The sequence below is a fragment of the Curtobacterium sp. ME-Dv--P-122a genome (assembly GCF_030209645.1).
In the GTDB taxonomy this organism is placed as follows: Bacteria; Actinomycetota; Actinomycetes; order Actinomycetales; family Microbacteriaceae; genus Curtobacterium; species Curtobacterium flaccumfaciens.
The window spans coordinates 634,644-651,552 of the sequence record NZ_JARVRO010000006.1 but is presented as its reverse complement, the minus strand read 5'-3'; the positions used below and the strand labels follow the sequence as shown (position 1 = coordinate 651,552).

Sequence of the window (16,909 nt, the reverse complement as noted above, 5' to 3'; positions counted from 1 at the left end):
TCGCGACCAGCCACCGACCGGGAGGCGCGTGGCGGCGCCGCCACGGGCCTCCTGTCCGCCTTCCGCGAGCGGTCAGGACACCCCGCTCACCTCCGCCGAGCGGTCACCAACCGTCGGCTGGCGGCGTCCCATCCGACGGGTCGTGACCACCCGACACACGCACGCACGGGTGACGACCGGCCAGCGCAACGACACCTCGAAGAAAAAGATTTGGTGTGCCGAATTCTCTGGCAGGATCGGTGCATGACCGACACTGCCAGCCCCCGGCTCGACGAGCACCCATCCGGTGCCCCGCGTCGCCGCGCAGCCGGGCTCACCCTGCTCGGACCGGCGTTCGTCGCGGCCATCGCGTACGTCGACCCGGGCAACGTCGCCGCCAACCTGACGGCCGGGGCCGAGTACGGGTACCTGCTGCTCTGGGTGCTCGTGGCCGCGAACGCCAGCGCCGTGGTGGTGCAGTACCTGTCCGCCAAGCTCGGGGTGGTGACGGGCAAGTCGCTGCCCGAGCACCTCGGCCTGCGGATGCGGCGCACCCCGCGCCTGCTGTTCTGGGGTCAGGCCGAGATCGTCGCCGCCGCGACCGACATCGCCGAGGTCATCGGCGGCGCACTGGCGCTCTACCTGCTCTTCGGCCTGCCGCTCGTGGTCGGCGGGATCATCACCGGGCTCGTCTCGATGCTCCTGCTGACCCTGCACAGCCGCCGGGGCACGCGCCTGTTCGAGACCGTGGTGACGGCGATGCTCGCGATCCTGACGGTGGGCTTCTGTGCCGGGCTGCTGTTCGCCCGGGTGTCCCCGGCCGACCTGGTCGCCGGGCTCGTGCCGCGGTTCGAGGGCTCCGGGTCGGTGCTGCTGGCGGCCTCGATGCTCGGCGCGACCGTGATGCCGCACGCGGTGTACCTGCACTCGGCGCTCGCCCGGGACCGCCACGGGGACGTCCCCGCCGGGCCGGAGCGTCGCCGGGTGCTCGTCGCGACCCGGTGGGACGTCGGCCTCGCGCTGATCGTCGCGGGCGGGGTGAACATCGCGATGCTCGTCCTCGCCGCGGCCACCCTGCCGGGCGTCGAGGGCACCGACTCCATCCCCGGTGCGCAGCGCGCCATCGCCGAGAACGTCGGCCCGGTCGTCGGGGTGCTCTTCGCCGTGGGCCTGCTCGCGTCCGGCCTGGCCTCGACCTCGGTGGGCTGCATGGCCGGCGCGGAAATCATGCAGGGGCTGCTGCACGTGCGGATCCCGCTCGTGGCCCGACGCGCGATCACCCTGGTGCCGGCGATCGTGCTGCTCGCGCTGAACATCGACGCGACGATGCTGCTCGTCGTCAGCCAGGTGGTGCTGAGCTTCGGGATCGCCTTCGCGATCGTGCCCCTGGTGGTCTACACGTCGCGACGGAGCGTGATGGGGACCGACGTGAACGCCGCGACCACCCGCGTGGTGGCGTGGGTGATCGCGGCGGTCATCGTGGCGCTCAACGTCGCGCTGGTCGTGCTCACCCTGACCGGCTGAGACCCGGTCAGGGTGACGGGCGGTCGTCACTCGACGACCTGGACGTCCTTCCAGAACGCGACGTAGCCCGAGTAGTCCTTGCCGACGCGGTCGAACGACGACGGGATCGGCGTCGGGTACGACCACGCGCGGTCCTGCAGCGCCTGTCCGTCGACGTTCACCGTGAAGTACTGGGTGTCGCCCTTCCACGGGCAGTGGTACTGGGTGGGGCTCTCGGTGAAGAGCTCGGTCTTCACGCTCGACGGCGGGAAGTACCAGTTGCCCTCGATCTTGATGAGGTCCTCTTCGGGGGCCTCCGCGATCACCGTGTCGCCGACGACTGCCTTCATGGCGTTGCTCCTTCGCTCGCTGGTTCCGTGACGGGGCGAACGCTACGCGCGCTCCCCCGATTCCCGCAGGACGGGCAGGTCGGGGCCCGCGGCGAGCGCCGCGTGCACGTCGTCACGGCTCAGGACGGCGGCTCCCTCGGACGCGCTGACCAGGTGCTTCACGGCACGGCGCAGCCCCGTGTACGCCGCGCAGGCCGCGGCGGCCTCGGGTGACGTGTGGTCGATGCCGACGTCGGTGAGCGCGTCGACGACGGCTCCGGCGGCGAGCAGGTCCTCGACGGCGAAGTCGGGTGCGTCGGCGACGTCGACGGACTCCCCCGCCGCCTCGGCCGCGTCGTCGAGGACTGCGGAGTGGTGCAGCCCGGCGGCCACGATCGCGACGACGCACCGGTCACCGCGTGCCGCCTGGAGGCCCGTCACCCGTTCCGCGACCGCCGCCGCGTTGCCGAGGTGGCCGAGCACGACCTCCGGACCCTGCGGCAGCTGGGCGGTCACGTTCCGCAGCGCGCGCCGCTGTGCTGCGGCGTCGGGGGTCGGCGGCAGGGCGTCGACCCAGACCAGCAGGTGGGTGCCGTGGGCGATCCGTGCCGCACCTCCGGGACCCCACGCGAACCGGACCTGGTACTTCTCCTGGGTGCGTTCTGCCACGTCCGTCACGATAGCCGTCCGAGCGATGCTGTCCCTCTCCACAGGGTCGCTGTCCGACCGGGTTCCACCAGGGTCGGCGACCCTAGGATGCATGGTCATGGAGATCGCCCCCGTACCCACCCTGACCGGCGACCGTGTGACGCTCGAGCCCCTCGGGCAGGAGCACGCGGAAGACCTGCGGGCGGCGGTCGCGGACGGCGATCTGTGGCGCACCTGGTACACCTCGGTGCCCGCCCCGGCACAGGTCGACGCCGAGATCGACCGGCGGCTCGCCGAGCACGAGGCCGGCCGTATGGTGCCCTTCGCCGTGCGGGACCGCCCGACCGGCCGGGTCGTGGGTGCGACGACCTTCATGAACATCGACCCGGGCAACCGTCACGTCGAGATCGGCAGCACGTTCCTGGCCCGGTCCGCGCAGCGCTCGGGGATCAACACCGAGTCGAAGCTGCTCATGCTGTCGCACGCGTTCGAGGCCTGGCAGTGCATCGCGGTCGAGTTCCGCACCCACTGGCACAACCTGCAGTCCCGGGCGGCCATCGCGGGCCTCGGCGCCAAGCAGGACGGCGTGCTCCGGAACCACGCGATCGGCCGCGACGGCACGCTGCGCGACACCGTGGTGTTCTCGGTGATCGCGTCGGAGTGGCCGGCCGTCCGGCTCGGACTGGCCGAGCGGCTCCGGCGGCACGACCGCGCCGAGGGGTCCCGCCGCCGGTCGGCCCGGCACGCCTGAGTCGTCCCCGCTGCGTCATCCCGCCTGCGACGTCTCCCACCGCCACGACGCATCGTCCAGCCCGCGGGCGTAGCGTCACCGCCATGCACGTCGGCCTCCGGATCGTCCTCGACGCGCCGGTCGAGGCCGTGCGCGATGCCCTGCTGTCCCCCTCCGTGATGGTGGCGGTGACGAAGCCGTTCCTGGCGTACCGCTCGCGCGATCCCAAGGGATTCCCGGAGCGCTGGGAGCCGGGACACCCGCACCCGATCACCGCGGACGCCTTCGGACTGGTGCCGAGCGGCGACACGCACGTCGACCTCGACCTGTACGAGGTCCAGGGGGTCCCCGTGCAGCGCGACAACGGCGGCGGCACGTCCGGGTTGTTCGGGCGGATGACGATGTCGCACCGGATGGCCGTCGTCCCCGCACCGGGTGGCCGGACCCTGCTGCTCGACCGCCTGACCTACCGGATGCGACCGGCCGTCCTCGGGCTCGCCCTGTGGCCCGGCATGTGGGTCATCTGGCAGTGGCGAGCGTTCCGGATGCGCGCCCTCGCGCCCACCTGGCGGACTGACGGCGAGTGACGCGACGCGGGTCGGGCCTCCCGTCCACCGCGGAGCGGGCGTAGCCTCGACCACGTGAGCCAGACGCGCCCCCAGGAGCCGACGACCGACGACCGCGTGCGCAGCACGCTGGCGACGACGGATTGGCGGCGGATGATGTTCGACCTGTACCGCCGCGTCCGCGCCACCCCCGACCCCCAGACGGCGCACGCGCTCTGGCGCGAGACCCGTGACGCGATGTTCGCGGAGCACCCGGCCTCGCCGCTGCTCGACGAGGACGCCCGCGACTTCGAGTCGCTGCCGGTGCCGGACTACGACCCGGCGTGGCGGTTCCAGGTCCGCATCGAGGCCACCGAGCCCGCCGAGTTCGACTTCGAGACCGGCACCGACGGCATCGTGCACTTCGACCGGCTCGGCCTCGTGCGGGTCCCCGGAGTCGGCACCCTCGACGTCTGGAAGCACGGCGGCTACGCGGGCGGGGTGTTCGTCCCTGTCAAGGACTCCAGCGCCGGCAAGGCCCGTGGCACGTACGGCGGCGGACGCTACCTGCTCGACACCATCAAGGGCGCGGACCTGGGCGGCGACGACCTCGGGTCGCTCGTGCTCGACTTCAACTTCGCCTACAACCCGTCGTGCGCGTACGACCCGGCGTGGGCGTGCCCGCTCGCGCCTCCGGGCAACACCGTGCCGGTCCCGATCCCCGTCGGCGAGCAGTACGACTTCTAGGGTGGAACGCATGACAGGACTCGTCGCCCTCGACGTCGGTGGCCGCGTGCCGCCGTTCGAGCAGGTCCGATCGCAGATCGCCGCGCAGATCACCGCCGGGTACCTGGTGGACGGTGAACGGCTGCCGAGCGTGCGTGGGCTGGCGGACGAGCTCGGGCTCGCCGCGGGCACCGTCGCGAAGGCCTACCAGCTGCTCGAGGAGGCCGGGCTCGTGGTCACCGCGCGGGGCGCCGGTACCCGGGTGGTGCGGCCGGCAGCGGTGCCGGACGCCGTGGCCGAGGCCGCTCGTGCCCTGGCCGCCGCGGCACGCTCGGCGGGGCTGTCGGCGGACCAGGCCGCGACCGCGTTGCGGGAGGCCTGGCCGGCGTAGCGGGCGCGGGTGGTGCGAGCGCTCAGCAGTGCTCGTACACGTACGCGTCGTCCTTCGGGGTCACCAGGTCGCGGTCGCGCAGGATCGTCATGGCCGGACGGCTCTTCAGCCCGCAGACCGACCCCCACGAGCGCTCGAGGGTGTCCGAGTACTCCACGTCGATGACCCGCCCGCCGTAGGCCTTCGTGTACGCGGCGCACTCCCGGTACTGCACGCACTCCTCGGCGACGACGAAGTCGAACCCGGTCTGCTTCCGGCCGGACGCCCCGAGCTGCGGCGTGTTCTTCTGCCCGACGGCCAGGCCGTGCCGGTGCCCCTTGGCGACGAGCGACTTCGCGAGCGCCAGGTTGCCGGCACGGGTGAGCCGCTTGCCGCTCCGGGTCCACGAGTCGAGGTTGTCGAACTCCACCGCGTCGAACCCGCGGTCACCGCAGCGGGCGACGGTCTTCGCGAGCACCTTCGTGATCAGGGCACGCTTGGCCGCGGTCCGGGTGTCGAGGAGCATCTCGTCCGGCCACCCCGGGTCCGAGACCGGCTTGCCCGCACGGTCGCGGAGGATCGCCGACGGGTACGACTTCTTCCACGTGCGGGCGGCCTCGGGCTGCGTCTGGAACCCGTTGACGTAGCAGATGTTGTACTTGCCCTTCGCCGGGCGGTCGGTGCTGTCGCGCTCGACGATCGTCACGCCGGAGGGCGGGGTGTACCCGCCGCCGAGCTGGTAGTCCACGCGACCCGAGGTCGGCAGGTTGCGGTAGCTCGCGGCCGCGCTGGTCGTGGCGGCCTCGGCGCAGCCGGCCGTGCCGAGGACGGCCACCAGGGCCATCGCGGTGGTCAACAGGACGGTTCGCATGCGCACCCCGGAATCCTCGCACGCGCAGGGCGAACGACCCCGCCCTCGCTGTTCCGGGGATGTGCACGCTATGCTGGTCGTACTCGAGGCGCCGATCGCCTCGTGCGTCGTACGGACGCCCCGAACTCCCGACCACCTGTCTCCGGACTCTGGTCGATGATCGAGCACCTCACGAAGGTGCCCAGGCTTCTCTGCTGCGGCGACTGCGCCAGCCACATCCGTTGGCGCGCATCCCGCCCGCGCGCTGCCTCAGAGCGCGCCCACAGCCGGACTGCTCCGGCTCGAAAGGTCACCATGACCACCGAAGACATCCGTTTCTCCGACCTCGGCGTCCCCGCGCCGATGGTCTCCGTCCTCGCCGACCAGGGCAAGGACATGGCGTTCCCCATCCAGGCGGACACCCTCCCGGACTCCCTGCAGGGCAAGGACGTCCTCGGCCGCGGCCGCACCGGCTCCGGCAAGACCATCGCCTTCGCGATCCCGCTCGTCGCCCGCCTCGCCGCCAGCGGCCGCAAGCGCCGCGCCGGCCGCCCCCGCGCCCTGGTGCTCGCACCGACGCGTGAGCTCGCGACGCAGATCGACGTCGCCCTCGCCCCGCTCGCCAAGGCCATGGGCCTCAACACCACGACCATCTTCGGTGGCGTCGGTCAGGGTCGTCAGGTCGACGCCCTGCGCGGCGGCGTGGACGTCGTGGTCGCCTGCCCGGGTCGCCTCGCCGACCTCATGCAGCAGGGTCACGTGAACCTGGGCGACATCGAGGTCACCGTCCTCGACGAGGCCGACCACATGGCCGACATGGGCTTCCTGCCCGGCGTGACCAAGATCATGCAGGCGACTCCGGAGAAGGGGCAGCGACTGCTGTTCTCCGCCACGCTCGACAACGGCGTGGACAAGCTCGTCAAGAAGTTCCTGCACAACCCGGTGATGCACTCCGTCGACGAGGCGAACAGCCCCGTCGAGGCGATGACCCACCACCTGTTCGAGGTCGCCGACGCCGACGCGAAGAAGCACCTCGTGAGCGCCCTCGCCTCGGGCAACGGTCGCCGCATCCTCTTCATGCGCACGAAGCACCACGCCAAGCGCCTCGCCAAGCAGCTCAGCAGCCAGGGGATCCCGGCCGTCGACCTGCAGGGCAACCTGTCGCAGGGCGCCCGTGAGCGCAACCTCGCGAAGTTCTCCTCCGGTGAGGCCCTCGTGCTCGTCGCCACCGACGTCGCCGCCCGCGGTGTGCACGTCGACAACGTCGAGCTCGTCGTGCACGTCGACCCGCCCACCGAGCACAAGGCGTACCTGCACCGCTCGGGCCGCACGGCGCGTGCCGGTTCGTCCGGTGACGTCGTCACGGTGACGATGCCCGCCGAGCGTCGCGACGTCGCGCAGATGATGCGTGCAGCCGCGATCAAGGTCACGCCGCAGCACGTCACCTCGACCTCCGCCGCGGTCACCGCGCTCGTCGGTGAGGTCGCCCCGATCCGCCACGTGGCCGAGGAACAGCCCACCCAGCAGCGTCAGCCCAAGCAGCGCTCGGCCGAGTCCGCCGGTGACGGCGGCGGTCGTCGTCGTGGTCGCGGCGGTCGGTCGGGAGGCGCGGCGCAGCCCGCGCGCTCCGGCTCGGCTGGCGAGTCCGCCGGTACGACCGGGGGCCGTCAGGGCCGTCCGGCCCGTGGCGCACGTTCCGAGGGCGCCGGGCGCTCCGGTGCCGCAGCCGCCGGTTCGACCGGTGGTCGCCGCAGCGGCGGCAACCGCCGCTCGGGCAGCAGCGACGTCGTGCGCGGCGGCTCGTCGGCCGTCTGGTCGTCCGAGGGCGGCTACGCCGCGGGTCGGTCCGGCAACGAGTCGGGCGGCAACCGCCGTGGTGGCTCGCGCCGCGCCTCCCGTCCGGCCGGCGCTGCCGACCGCCACTGACCTGCGCGCTCTGACCCGCTCGGCCTGAGCGCGTCGATGCCCGCAAGACACCGGTGTTCACGTTCCGAACCCCCGCATCCCGGGGTGTCATCCGTGAACACCGGTGTTTTGCGTGCCTGCGCTGGCGAACCTTGGCGGGGGCTGGGGGTGGGGTACCCCGGCGGGCGTACGGTCTGCTTCACCGGATGCCGCGCAAGCGGCTGACGGGGAACACGTCCGCTTCTGGAAGGAGTGCCTATGGCTGGCATCGATGACATCAAGAACGCCGCTGAGAAGGCGGCAGGCAAGGTCAAGGAAGCCGTCGGGAACGCGACCGACAACGACCGCCTGAAGGCCGAAGGCCAGACCGACCAGGGCAAGGCCTCGGCGAAGCAGGGCGTCACCGACGTCAAGGACGCCGCGCACGGCGTCGCCGACAGCTTCAAGGACGACAAGCACTGAAGCCGGTTCGCAACCGCGCTGCGAAGCCCCCAGATCCGATCGGATCCGGGGGCTTCGTCGTGCGCGGGCTGCGTCGTGCGCGGGGCGTGGACGCCCCGGTCGGGCTAGTGCAGGGCGCCGACCGATGCCAGACCAGCCCGCAGCAGTGCGCCGCGGCCGCCTTCCATCTCGTCGGCGACGGCGTCGGACGCGGCTTCCATCGGGGTCATCCACGTGAGCTCGAGGGCGTCCTGCCGGGGCTCACACGTCCCCGTGACGGGGACGACGTACGCCAGCGAGATCGCGTGCTGCCGCTCGTCGGTGTACACCGAGGCGCCGGGCAACGGGAAGTACTCGGCCACGGTGAACGGCGTCGGGCTCGAGGGCAGCTGCGGGAACGCCATCGGCCCGAGGTCCTTCTCCAGGTGGCGGAACAGCGCGGTGCGGATCGACTCGCCGAACATCACGCGACCGGACACCAGGGTGCGGGCGATCGAACCGCTCGGGGAGACACGCAGCAGCACGCCGACCTCGGTCACGACGCCGAGGCCGTCGGTGCGGACGGGGACCGCCTCGACGTAGCAGATCGGCAGACGACGGCGGACGTTCGCGAGCTCCTCGTCGGACAGCCAGCCGGAGTCGGGATCGGGGGTGCGCAGCGAGGACATGCACCGTGTCTACCAGGGACGGCGGCGAGTTCGGCGGAAGGCGCGGGAGTTGGGGATGGTTAGCGTTGTCCACATGATCGATGCGGACCTGGTGCAGTGGACCCGGAGTACCTCCGACCGGCGGGGCACACCCCTGCTCGTGGCGATGCACGGGGTCGGGTCGAACGAGCACGACCTGCTCGGCCTCGCCCCCGCGCTGCCGCCCGCGTGGACGGTCGCGTCGCTCCGGGCGACGATGCCGTGGGGGCCCGGCTTCAGCTGGTACCCGCTCGGCACGCCCGGCTCCCCCGCGCCCGAGGCGGTGGACGCCGCGACCGTCGAGGTGCTCGACTGGATCGACTCCGTCGCCGCCGACCACCCGCGGATCGGGCTGCTCGGGTTCTCGCAGGGCGGCTCGATGGCGCTCCAGCTCCTGCGCGCCCGGCCCGCGGCGTTCGCGTTCGCGGTGTCACTGTCGGGCTTCGTCGTGCCGGGCGTCACGGACTCGCGCGACGAGGCCGTGTCGGCCGTGCGGCCGCGGGTGTTCCTCGGGCACGGCGACCTCGACCCGGTGATCCCGCCCGAGGCCACCACCCGGACGCAGGCGTGGGCCGCAGCGCACACCGACGTGACCGACCGCACCTACGCGGGCCTGCCGCACGCCGTGTCGACGGCGGAGCTGTCGGACGTCGCGGCGTTCATCGACGCGGGGTAGCGCTCCGGAGCGCACTTCGTGAGCACGAATGGTCGGGTCCGACGTGCGGACCCGACCATTCGTGCTCACGATGTGCGGACGGACTGGAGGCCCGGTGCCAGCTGGCACCGGGCCTCCAGTCCGTCATGGGTGACGTCCGTCAGTCGGCGAGGATCTGGAGCAAGTCCTTGCGGAGCTGGTCCACCTTGGCCGTGGCGGCCTTGGCCTGTTCCTCGGTCGCGGTGCTGCGGTACATCTGCAGGACGCCCATGGTCTTCCGGAGCGCCTCGAAGAACTCGCGCTGGGCGTCCGGGATGCCCAGGGCCCCGTCGAGTGCCGCAGCGATCTCGTCGGCCTTGGCCTCGGTCTCGGCCTTGCCGGCGTCGGTGAGCTCGAAGAGCGTCTTGCGGCCGTCGCCGGACGAGACCACGAGGTCTTCGTCGACGAGCTGCTGGAGCGTCGGGTAGACCGAGCCGGGGCTCGGCTTCCAGGCGCCGCCGGTGCGCTCGGCGATGGTCTTGATCACGGCGTACCCGTTCTGCGGGCCCTCGGCCAGTAGGCCGAGGATCGCGAGACGGACGTCACCGCGGCGACGGCGTTCGCGGCCGAAGCCGGGGCCGCCGAAACCGGGGCCGAAGCCCATGCCCGGGCCGAAGCCGGGGCCGAACCCGCGACCACCGAAGCCGCGGCCGCCGTGGTCGTGGTCACCGCGGTCACGGCCGGGGAAGCCGGCACCGTGGTGCTGCCGCGCGCCGCCGAAGCGGGGGCCGCGCGGGCCGAACCCGCGCTGGTCACGGGGGGACGTGTTGCTGTTGTCGTCATACGAGGGGCGCATGAGGAGTCCTTTCGTCGTGCTGAGTCGGCTCGCGACCGGTCTGACCTGATCGTCTTCGTCGTATCGCGACGTGTTTACGATAGATCGGTAACTATCGCTCTGTCAAGGGGTACGTGCGCTCGGCCTGCTGTCGGTGGTGGCGGGCAGGATGGGGCGGACCATGACGGACGTCTTCGAGCGCTTCTCCCCCGCAACCACCGAGTGGTTCCGCGGCGCCTTCGACGCACCGACGCCGGCGCAGGCCGGGGCGTGGGACGCCATCTCGACCGGGCAGCACGCACTCGTGATCGCCCCGACCGGCTCCGGCAAGACCCTGGCGTCGTTCCTGTGGTCGATCGACCGGCTCATCAGCGCGACGGACCGCCCGCCGGCGAAGCAGCGCACGCGGGTGCTCTACGTCTCGCCGCTCAAGGCCCTCGGCGTCGACGTCGAGCGCAACCTGCGGAGCCCGCTCGTCGGGATCACCCAGACCGCACGCCGCCTCGGCACCGAACCGCCCGACGTCACGGTCGGTGTGCGCAGCGGTGACACCCCGTCGTCCGACCGCCAGAAGCTCCTGCGCCAGCCGCCGGACATCCTCATCACCACGCCCGAGTCGCTCTACCTGATGCTCACCTCGCAGGCGCGCGAGACCCTGGTGAACGTCGACACCGTCATCGTGGACGAGGTCCACGCGGTCGCCTCGACCAAGCGCGGCGCACACCTGGCCGTGTCGCTCGAGCGCCTCGACGACCTGCTCGACAAGCCCGTGCAGCGCATCGGGCTGTCCGCGACCGTCCGCCCACCGGAAGAGGTCGCCCGGTTCCTCGGCGGCCGTGCACCGGTGACGATCATCGCGCCGCCCGCGCAGAAGACCTTCGACCTGCGGGTCGTCGTGCCCGTCGACGACATGACCGAGCTCGGGGCGCCGCCGGTGGGTGCGGACGCGTCCGAGTCGCCGACGAACGGGTCGATCTGGCCGCACGTCGAAGAACGTGTCGTCGACCTGATCGAGGAACACCGCTCGACCATCGTGTTCGCGAACTCCCGGCGGCTGGCCGAACGGCTGACTGCTCGACTGAACGAGATCCACGAGGAACGCGTGCTCGCCGCCGCCGGCGACGGCGTGCTGGTGCCGGCGGGGGCGTCCCCGGACGACGACGGCCTGCCCGTGGCGCAGAGCCGACCGCAGTCACCGGCCCGCACCTCGGCGCACGCCGTCGCACCCCAGGGGGCCAAGCGACCGCCGGCGCAGCTGATCGGCGGGTCCGGGCAGACGGGCGGCGGGGGCTCGGACGCCTCGGTCCCGGTGCTCGCCCGCGCACACCACGGCTCGGTGTCGAAGGACCAGCGCGCGATCATCGAGGACGACCTGAAGTCCGGCCGGCTGCGGTGCGTCGTCGCGACGAGCTCACTCGAGCTCGGCATCGACATGGGCGAGGTCGACCTGGTCGTCCAGGTCGAGGCGCCGCCCTCGGTCGCGAGCGGCCTGCAACGCGTCGGTCGTGCCGGCCACCAGGTGGGCGAGATCTCCCGCGGCGTGCTGTTCCCGAAGCACCGGGCCGACCTGGTCAACAGCGCGGTCACGGTCGAGCGGATGGTCACGGGCCAGATCGAGTCGATCTCGGTGCCGGCGAACCCGCTCGACGTCCTGGCGCAGCACACCGTGGCTGCCGGGGCGATCGACGCCCTCGACGTCGAGCACTGGTTCGAGCTCGTGCGGCGGAGCGCCCCGTTCAGCGGCCTGCCCCGGTCGGCGTTCGAGGCGACGCTCGACCTGGTCACGGGCCGGTACCCGAGCGACGAGTTCGCCGAACTCCGGCCACGGCTGGTCTGGGACCGCGTGCACGGCACCCTGACCGGTCGCCCCGGTGCGCAGCGACTCGCGGTGACGAGCGGCGGGACGATCCCCGACCGCGGCATGTTCGGCGTCTTCATGGTCGGCGAGAAGGCGTCCCGCGTCGGCGAGCTCGACGAGGAGATGGTCTACGAGTCGCGCGTGGGCGACGTCTTCGCCCTCGGTGCGACGAGCTGGCGGATCGAGGAGATCACCCACGACCGCGTCGTCGTGAGCCCGGCGTTCGGGCAGCCCGGACGCGTGCCGTTCTGGAAGGGCGACGGCATCGGCCGGCCCGCCGAACTCGGCCGTGCCACCGGTGCGTTCGTGCGCGAGGTCGAGGGCGCGTCGGACGACGACGCCCGCGCCCGCGTCGCCGCCGGTGGACTGGACGAGCGTGCGATCACCAACCTGCTGACCTTCCTGCGCGACCAGCGCGCGGCCACCGGTCACGTGCCGAACGACACCACGCTCGTCATCGAGCGGTTCCGCGACGAGCTCGGGGACTGGCGGCTCATCCTGCACTCGCCCTACGGCATGCAGGTGCACGCCCCGTGGGCCCTGGCGGTCGCCGCACGGCTGCGCGAACGGCACGGCATCGACGGTGACGCGATGGCGGCCGACGACGGCATCGTCGTCCGCATCCCGGAGACCGACGCCGAACCGCCGGGTGCCGACCTGTTCGTGTTCGAGCGCGACGACCTCGAGGCCCTGGTCACCGACGAGGTCGGCGGCTCGGCGCTGTTCGCCGCGCGGTTCCGTGAGTGTGCGGCGCGCGCCCTGCTGCTGCCCCGTCGGAACCCCGGGCAGCGGTCGCCGCTCTGGCAGCAGCGGCAGCGGGCCTCGCAGCTGCTCGAGGTCGCGCAGAAGTACCCGACGTTCCCGATCGTGCTCGAGACCGTGCGCGAGGTGCTGCAGGACGTCTACGACGTGCCCGCGCTGCTCGGGATCGCCGACGACATCGCCGGACGTCGGATCCGCCTGGTCGAGACGGAGACCGAACAGCCGTCGCCGTTCGCCCGCTCGATCCTGTTCGGGTACGTCGCGGCCTTCATGTACGAGGGCGACACCCCGCTCGCCGAACGCCGGGCAGCGGCCCTGTCACTCGACTCGACCCTGCTCGGCGAACTGCTCGGCCGTGCGGAGCTGCGCGAGCTGCTCGACCCGGCGGTCATCACCTCGGTGGAGCGCGACCTGCAGCGGCTCTCACCGGACCGCCGTGCCCGTGACGCCGAGGGTCTCGTGGACGTGCTGCGGCTCGTCGGCGCGCTCGACCTCGACGAAGCGGTCGACCGGAGCTGGCTCGCCGACGCCGCCGACCGTCCAGCGGCCACCGCCGATCTGCGCAGCACGCTCGAGGTGTTGGAGCGCGACCGCCGGGTGCTCTCGTTCTCGCACGCCGGGGCGACGCGCTGGGCCGTGATCGAGGACGCCGCCCGCCTGCGCGACGCCCTCGGGGTCCCGCTGCCGATCGGCGTGCCCACGGCGTTCGTCGAACCCGTGGCCGACCCGCTCGGTGACCTGATCGGCCGCTACGCCCGGTCGCACGGGCCGTTCTCCGCGCAGGAGGCCGCCGGTCGCCTCGGGCTGGGCATCGCCGTCGTGCAGGACACCCTGCGCCGGCTCGTCGCCGACCGCCGGGTGGTGGAGGGCGAGTTCCGCCCCGACCGCCAGGGTGCCGAGTGGTGCGACGCCGAGGTCCTGCGACGGATCCGCACGAAGTCCCTCGCAGCGCTGCGGCACGAGGTCGAACCGGTCTCGCCGGACACCCTCGCCCGCTTCCTGCCCGCCTGGCAGCACGTGCAGACCCCGGGGACCCGCGGCGGGCTCCGTGGCGTCGACGGCGTGCTGCAGGTGATCGACCAGCTCGCCGGGGTGGCCCTGCCCGCCAGCGCGTGGGAGACCCTGGTGCTGCCGTCGCGCGTCACCGACTACTCGACGAGCATGCTCGACGAACTCACCGCCACCGGCGAGGTCCTGTGGTCCGGCGGCGGCACCCTGCCCGGCAACGACGGCTGGGTGCGCCTGCACCTGGCCGACACCGCGGCGACGACGCTCGCCGAGCCCTCCGGGGACGAGACGACCGAGCTGCAGCGGGACGTGCTCGGCGCCCTGGCCGGCGGTGGCGCGTACTTCTTCCGGCAGCTGGGCCAGGCCGTGGGCAGCAGCGACGACCAGGCGCTCACCACCGCGCTGTGGGACCTGGTCTGGGCCGGGCAGATCACGAACGACACGTTCGCCCCGCTGCGCTCGATGCTCGGCGGCAAGGCGAAGAGCTCGAGTGCTCCGCGTGCTCGGGCCTACCGCGGCCGTCGGCGGCCGACGATGCCGACGCAGTCCGGGCCGCCGTCCGTCGGGGGTCGTTGGTCGCTCCTGCCGCTGGCCGAGTCCGACTCGACCGTGCGGGCCGCCGCGACCGCCGAACAGCTGCTCGAACGCTACGGCGTCGTCACCCGCGGTGCCGTGCAGGTCGAGGGTGTCCGTGGCGGCTTCGCCGGGGTGTACCGGGTGCTCTCGCGGTTCGAGGAGTCCGGCCGGGCTCGTCGCGGGTACTTCGTCGAGGGGCTCGGCGCGGCGCAGTTCGCCACCGGCCCGACCGTCGACCGGCTGCGCACCTACGCCCGCGAACTCGGCGACGACGAGCGTGACGATCCGGACCGGAAGCGCGAGGCGCTCACGCTCGCCGCGACCGACCCGGCGAACCCGTTCGGGGCCTCGTTGCCGTGGCCGACGGGCGACGCCGACCCCGGTCTCGTGGCCGACGACGGCGGAGCCGCCCCGCCTGAGACCGCGGTCGGCAGCGGCGGGAAGACCGCTCGGGGCCACCGGCCCGGGCGCAAGGCGGGTGCCCTCGTCACGACCGTCGACGGCAAGCTCACCGTGTACGTGGAGCGCGGTGGCAAGTCGGTGCTGACCTTCACCGACGACGCCGCCGACCTCGCTGCCGCGGCCGATTCGATCGCCGGCATCGTCCGGACCGGGCTGCGGAAGCTCTCGGTCGAGCGGGTCGACGGGGACTTCGTGCTCGAGACGCCGCTCGGCGGCGCGCTCCGGGCCGCGGGGTTCACGGCGACCCCGCAGGGGCTGCGGCTCCGTGTGTGAGGCGAGCCGCGCCTCCCGGCAGTGCAGCGACCACGTGCCGGAGGTGACCCGTGCCTGAAGGCGACACTGTCTACCGCGCTGCCCGCCGCCTGCACACCGCGCTGGCGGGCAAGGTCCTGACGAAGAGCGACTTCCGGGTCCCCGCGTTCGCGACGCTCGACCTGGTCGGCCGCACCGTCGACGAGGTCGTCCCCCGCGGCAAGCACCTGCTGCACCGCATCGGCGACCTGACCGTGCACTCGCACCTGAAGATGGAGGGCCGGTGGGACGTCTACGCGCCCGGTGACCGCTGGCGTCGCCCGGCACACCAGGCCCGGGCGATCCTGGACGCCGAGGGGGTCTCCACCGTCGGCTTTGCCCTCGGCGTGCTCGAGGTCGTGCCGCGCGACCAGGAGTCCGAGGTCGTCGGACACCTGGGGCCCGATCTGCTCGGCCCGGACTGGGACGCCGACCTGGCACTCGCCAACCTGACCGAGGACCCCGAGCGCCCGGTCGGGTTGGCACTGCTCGACCAGCGGGTGCTGGCCGGGCTCGGCAACGTGTACCGGAACGAACTCTGCTTCCTGCGCGGGGTGCTGCCGACGCGTCCGGTCGGGCAGGTACCGGACCCGGCGCGGACGATCACGCTCGCCAGCCGACTGATCCTGGCGAACCGCGACCGCAGCGCCCGCGTGACCACCGGCGTCGACCGCCCCGGGCGACGGTTCTGGGTCTACGGTCGCGCCGGCAAGCCGTGCCTGCGGTGCGGGACCCCGATCCGGCACGGCGAACTCGGTGACTCGGAGCTCACCCTGCGCGACACGTACTGGTGTCCGCGCTGTCAGTCTTGACGCTGACGCGCGGGGTGCAGTCGCGACGACGCGGTCGCACGGACGGCGTCGGTGACCCGTTCGAGCAGGGGTGACGCCAGGTTCCAGCGCTGCCACCACAGCGCCACGTCCGCGTGCCGGCCCGGGGCCAGCTCGACCAGGACACCGCGCTCGATCGCCTCGAGGCACTGCGCCTCGGGCAGCAGCCCCCACCCGAACCCGAGCGTGACCGCACGGGCGAAGTCGGCGGAGGTCGGGACGAAGTGACGCGGGCCGCCGGGAGCGTGGCCGAGGACCTGTCGCAGGTACCCCTGCTGCAGGTCGTCGTCGCGGTCGTAGTCGACGAGCGGGACCTCGTCGAGCCGTCGGAGCATCCGCCGCTCGGTGCCGGTGTCGCAGAGGTAGCGGGCGACGAACGCCGGGGACGCCACGGCCCGGTACCGGTCGATGCCGAGTGGCACCGACGAGCAGCCCTGCACCGGGTCCGCCTCGGCCGTGACGGCGCCCATCACCGTGCCGGCGCGGAGCAGTTCGGCGGTGCGGTCCTGGTCCTCGCGGTGCAGGTCGAAGACCACCTCGGTGTCGGCCCGGACGAGGGCGAGGGCGTCGAGGAACCAGGTGCCGAGCGAGTCGGCGTTCACGGCCAGCGGGATCGACGGCACCACCGACGATCCACCGCCGAGCGCTCGGGAGGTCTCCTCGTCGAGCAGCCGGACCTGCCGTGCGTGCCGGAGCACGACTGCGCCGTCCGCGGTCGGGCGCACCGGGGTGGTGCGCTGGAGCAGGACCCGGCCGACCTGCTGCTCCATCGACTTGATCCGCTGCGAGACCGCCGACGGGGTGATCGCCAGCGCACGGGCCGCCGCGTCGAGCGTGCCGTGGTCGACGGCGGCGAGCAGCGTCTCGAGGTGCTCGCGCTGGAACCGGGTCATGCAGCTGAGCTTACGGCGCTGCAGGAACGTGAGCTGTACTACAACGGC

15 protein-coding genes and 1 pseudogene are annotated in these 16,909 nt (G+C 72.7%); 10 read left to right on the top strand and 6 right to left on the bottom strand.

Annotated elements, in window-relative coordinates; translation table 11 throughout:
* Positions 1–243: 243 nt before the first annotated feature.
* Positions 244–1,503 carry an Nramp family divalent metal transporter gene (locus QRN49_RS08090; protein WP_111038472.1) on the top strand — a complete coding sequence of 420 codons (1,260 nt, stop codon included), beginning with the start codon at positions 244–246 and terminating at the stop codon, positions 1,501–1,503.
* Between the two features lie 26 nt (positions 1,504–1,529).
* Here the strand turns inward: QRN49_RS08090 and QRN49_RS08085 are convergent.
* Positions 1,530–1,838, bottom strand: a pseudogene (locus tag QRN49_RS08085) (DUF427 domain-containing protein); the annotation flags it as partial.
* Positions 1,839–1,874: 36 nt separating this feature from the next.
* Complete coding sequence (locus QRN49_RS08080; RefSeq protein ID WP_259586660.1) at positions 1,875–2,480, bottom strand: hypothetical protein; 606 nt, start codon at positions 2,478–2,480, stop codon at positions 1,875–1,877.
* A gap of 91 nt (positions 2,481–2,571) precedes the next feature.
* On the opposite strand from QRN49_RS08080, the gene QRN49_RS08075 reads away from it, so the two are divergent.
* The 4 genes from QRN49_RS08075 (at position 2,572) to QRN49_RS08060 (ending at position 4,851) form a co-directional block, all read left to right on the top strand.
* On the top strand, positions 2,572–3,210 hold the full coding sequence (locus tag QRN49_RS08075) for a GNAT family N-acetyltransferase (protein ID WP_284755091.1): 639 nt from the start codon (positions 2,572–2,574) through the stop codon (positions 3,208–3,210).
* An 83-nt stretch (positions 3,211–3,293) separates the two neighbouring features.
* Complete coding sequence (locus QRN49_RS08070) at positions 3,294–3,776, top strand: hypothetical protein (protein ID WP_284755090.1); 483 nt, start codon at positions 3,294–3,296, stop codon at positions 3,774–3,776.
* A gap of 132 nt (positions 3,777–3,908) precedes the next feature.
* Positions 3,909–4,481 carry a DUF1684 domain-containing protein gene (locus QRN49_RS08065; protein ID WP_194653344.1) on the top strand — a complete coding sequence of 191 codons (573 nt, stop codon included), beginning with the start codon at positions 3,909–3,911 and terminating at the stop codon, positions 4,479–4,481.
* A gap of 10 nt (positions 4,482–4,491) precedes the next feature.
* Complete coding sequence (locus QRN49_RS08060) at positions 4,492–4,851, top strand: GntR family transcriptional regulator (RefSeq protein WP_284755089.1); 360 nt, start codon at positions 4,492–4,494, stop codon at positions 4,849–4,851.
* Between the two features lie 22 nt (positions 4,852–4,873).
* Here QRN49_RS08060 and QRN49_RS08055 read toward each other — a convergent pair whose 3' ends face one another.
* Positions 4,874–5,701, bottom strand: coding sequence for an endo alpha-1,4 polygalactosaminidase (locus QRN49_RS08055; protein ID WP_228513189.1), 828 nt, complete (start codon positions 5,699–5,701; stop codon positions 4,874–4,876).
* Positions 5,702–5,995: 294 nt separating this feature from the next.
* On the opposite strand from QRN49_RS08055, the gene QRN49_RS08050 reads away from it, so the two are divergent.
* Together QRN49_RS08050 and QRN49_RS08045 are read left to right on the top strand one after the other, a co-directional pair.
* Positions 5,996–7,606 (top strand): DEAD/DEAH box helicase, encoded by a 1,611-nt coding sequence (locus QRN49_RS08050; RefSeq protein ID WP_284755088.1) that lies wholly within the window; start codon positions 5,996–5,998, stop codon positions 7,604–7,606.
* Between the two features lie 237 nt (positions 7,607–7,843).
* A complete protein-coding gene (locus QRN49_RS08045) occupies positions 7,844–8,047 on the top strand; it encodes a CsbD family protein (RefSeq protein ID WP_111023260.1) in 204 nt (67 codons plus the stop codon).
* Positions 8,048–8,151: 104 nt separating this feature from the next.
* On the opposite strand, the gene QRN49_RS08040 is transcribed toward QRN49_RS08045, so the two are convergent.
* Positions 8,152–8,694, bottom strand: coding sequence for an NUDIX hydrolase family protein (locus QRN49_RS08040; protein WP_071406188.1), 543 nt, complete (start codon positions 8,692–8,694; stop codon positions 8,152–8,154).
* A gap of 73 nt (positions 8,695–8,767) precedes the next feature.
* On the opposite strand from QRN49_RS08040, the gene QRN49_RS08035 reads away from it, so the two are divergent.
* Complete coding sequence (locus tag QRN49_RS08035) at positions 8,768–9,388, top strand: alpha/beta hydrolase (protein WP_194653238.1); 621 nt, start codon at positions 8,768–8,770, stop codon at positions 9,386–9,388.
* A gap of 139 nt (positions 9,389–9,527) precedes the next feature.
* On the opposite strand, the gene QRN49_RS08030 is transcribed toward QRN49_RS08035, so the two are convergent.
* Positions 9,528–10,202, bottom strand: a complete 675-nt coding sequence (locus tag QRN49_RS08030) for a PadR family transcriptional regulator (RefSeq protein ID WP_284755087.1) — start codon at positions 10,200–10,202, stop codon at positions 9,528–9,530.
* A gap of 160 nt (positions 10,203–10,362) precedes the next feature.
* On the opposite strand from QRN49_RS08030, the gene QRN49_RS08025 reads away from it, so the two are divergent.
* Both QRN49_RS08025 and QRN49_RS08020 read left to right on the top strand, forming a co-directional pair.
* A complete protein-coding gene (locus tag QRN49_RS08025) occupies positions 10,363–15,120 on the top strand; it encodes an Lhr family ATP-dependent helicase (RefSeq protein WP_284755086.1) in 4,758 nt (1,585 codons plus the stop codon).
* Between the two features lie 50 nt (positions 15,121–15,170).
* Positions 15,171–15,950, top strand: coding sequence for an Fpg/Nei family DNA glycosylase (locus QRN49_RS08020; protein WP_111028945.1), 780 nt, complete (start codon positions 15,171–15,173; stop codon positions 15,948–15,950).
* On the opposite strand, the gene QRN49_RS08015 is transcribed toward QRN49_RS08020, so the two are convergent.
* On the bottom strand, positions 15,941–16,861 hold the full coding sequence (locus QRN49_RS08015; protein ID WP_284755085.1) for a LysR family transcriptional regulator ArgP: 921 nt from the start codon (positions 16,859–16,861) through the stop codon (positions 15,941–15,943). The two genes, QRN49_RS08020 and QRN49_RS08015, sit on opposite strands and share 10 nt — an antisense overlap.
* Between the last annotated feature and the right edge of the window lie 48 nt (positions 16,862–16,909).

Coding starts and splice junctions, on each gene's coding strand:
- QRN49_RS08015 (WP_284755085.1), bottom strand. CDS start 16,861: ATGACCCGGTTCCAGCGCGAGCACCTCGAGACGCTGCTCGCCGCCGTC.
- QRN49_RS08045 (WP_111023260.1), top strand. CDS start 7,844: ATGGCTGGCATCGATGACATCAAGAACGCCGCTGAGAAGGCGGCAGGC.
- QRN49_RS08075 (WP_284755091.1), top strand. CDS start 2,572: ATGGTCATGGAGATCGCCCCCGTACCCACCCTGACCGGCGACCGTGTG.
- QRN49_RS08050 (WP_284755088.1), top strand. CDS start 5,996: ATGACCACCGAAGACATCCGTTTCTCCGACCTCGGCGTCCCCGCGCCG.
- QRN49_RS08070 (WP_284755090.1), top strand. CDS start 3,294: ATGCACGTCGGCCTCCGGATCGTCCTCGACGCGCCGGTCGAGGCCGTG.
- QRN49_RS08060 (WP_284755089.1), top strand. CDS start 4,492: ATGACAGGACTCGTCGCCCTCGACGTCGGTGGCCGCGTGCCGCCGTTC.
- QRN49_RS08055 (WP_228513189.1), bottom strand. CDS start 5,701: ATGCGAACCGTCCTGTTGACCACCGCGATGGCCCTGGTGGCCGTCCTC.
- QRN49_RS08090 (WP_111038472.1), top strand. CDS start 244: ATGACCGACACTGCCAGCCCCCGGCTCGACGAGCACCCATCCGGTGCC.
- QRN49_RS08035 (WP_194653238.1), top strand. CDS start 8,768: ATGATCGATGCGGACCTGGTGCAGTGGACCCGGAGTACCTCCGACCGG.
- QRN49_RS08030 (WP_284755087.1), bottom strand. CDS start 10,202: ATGCGCCCCTCGTATGACGACAACAGCAACACGTCCCCCCGTGACCAG.
- QRN49_RS08025 (WP_284755086.1), top strand. CDS start 10,363: ATGACGGACGTCTTCGAGCGCTTCTCCCCCGCAACCACCGAGTGGTTC.
- QRN49_RS08040 (WP_071406188.1), bottom strand. CDS start 8,694: ATGTCCTCGCTGCGCACCCCCGATCCCGACTCCGGCTGGCTGTCCGAC.
- QRN49_RS08065 (WP_194653344.1), top strand. CDS start 3,909: ATGATGTTCGACCTGTACCGCCGCGTCCGCGCCACCCCCGACCCCCAG.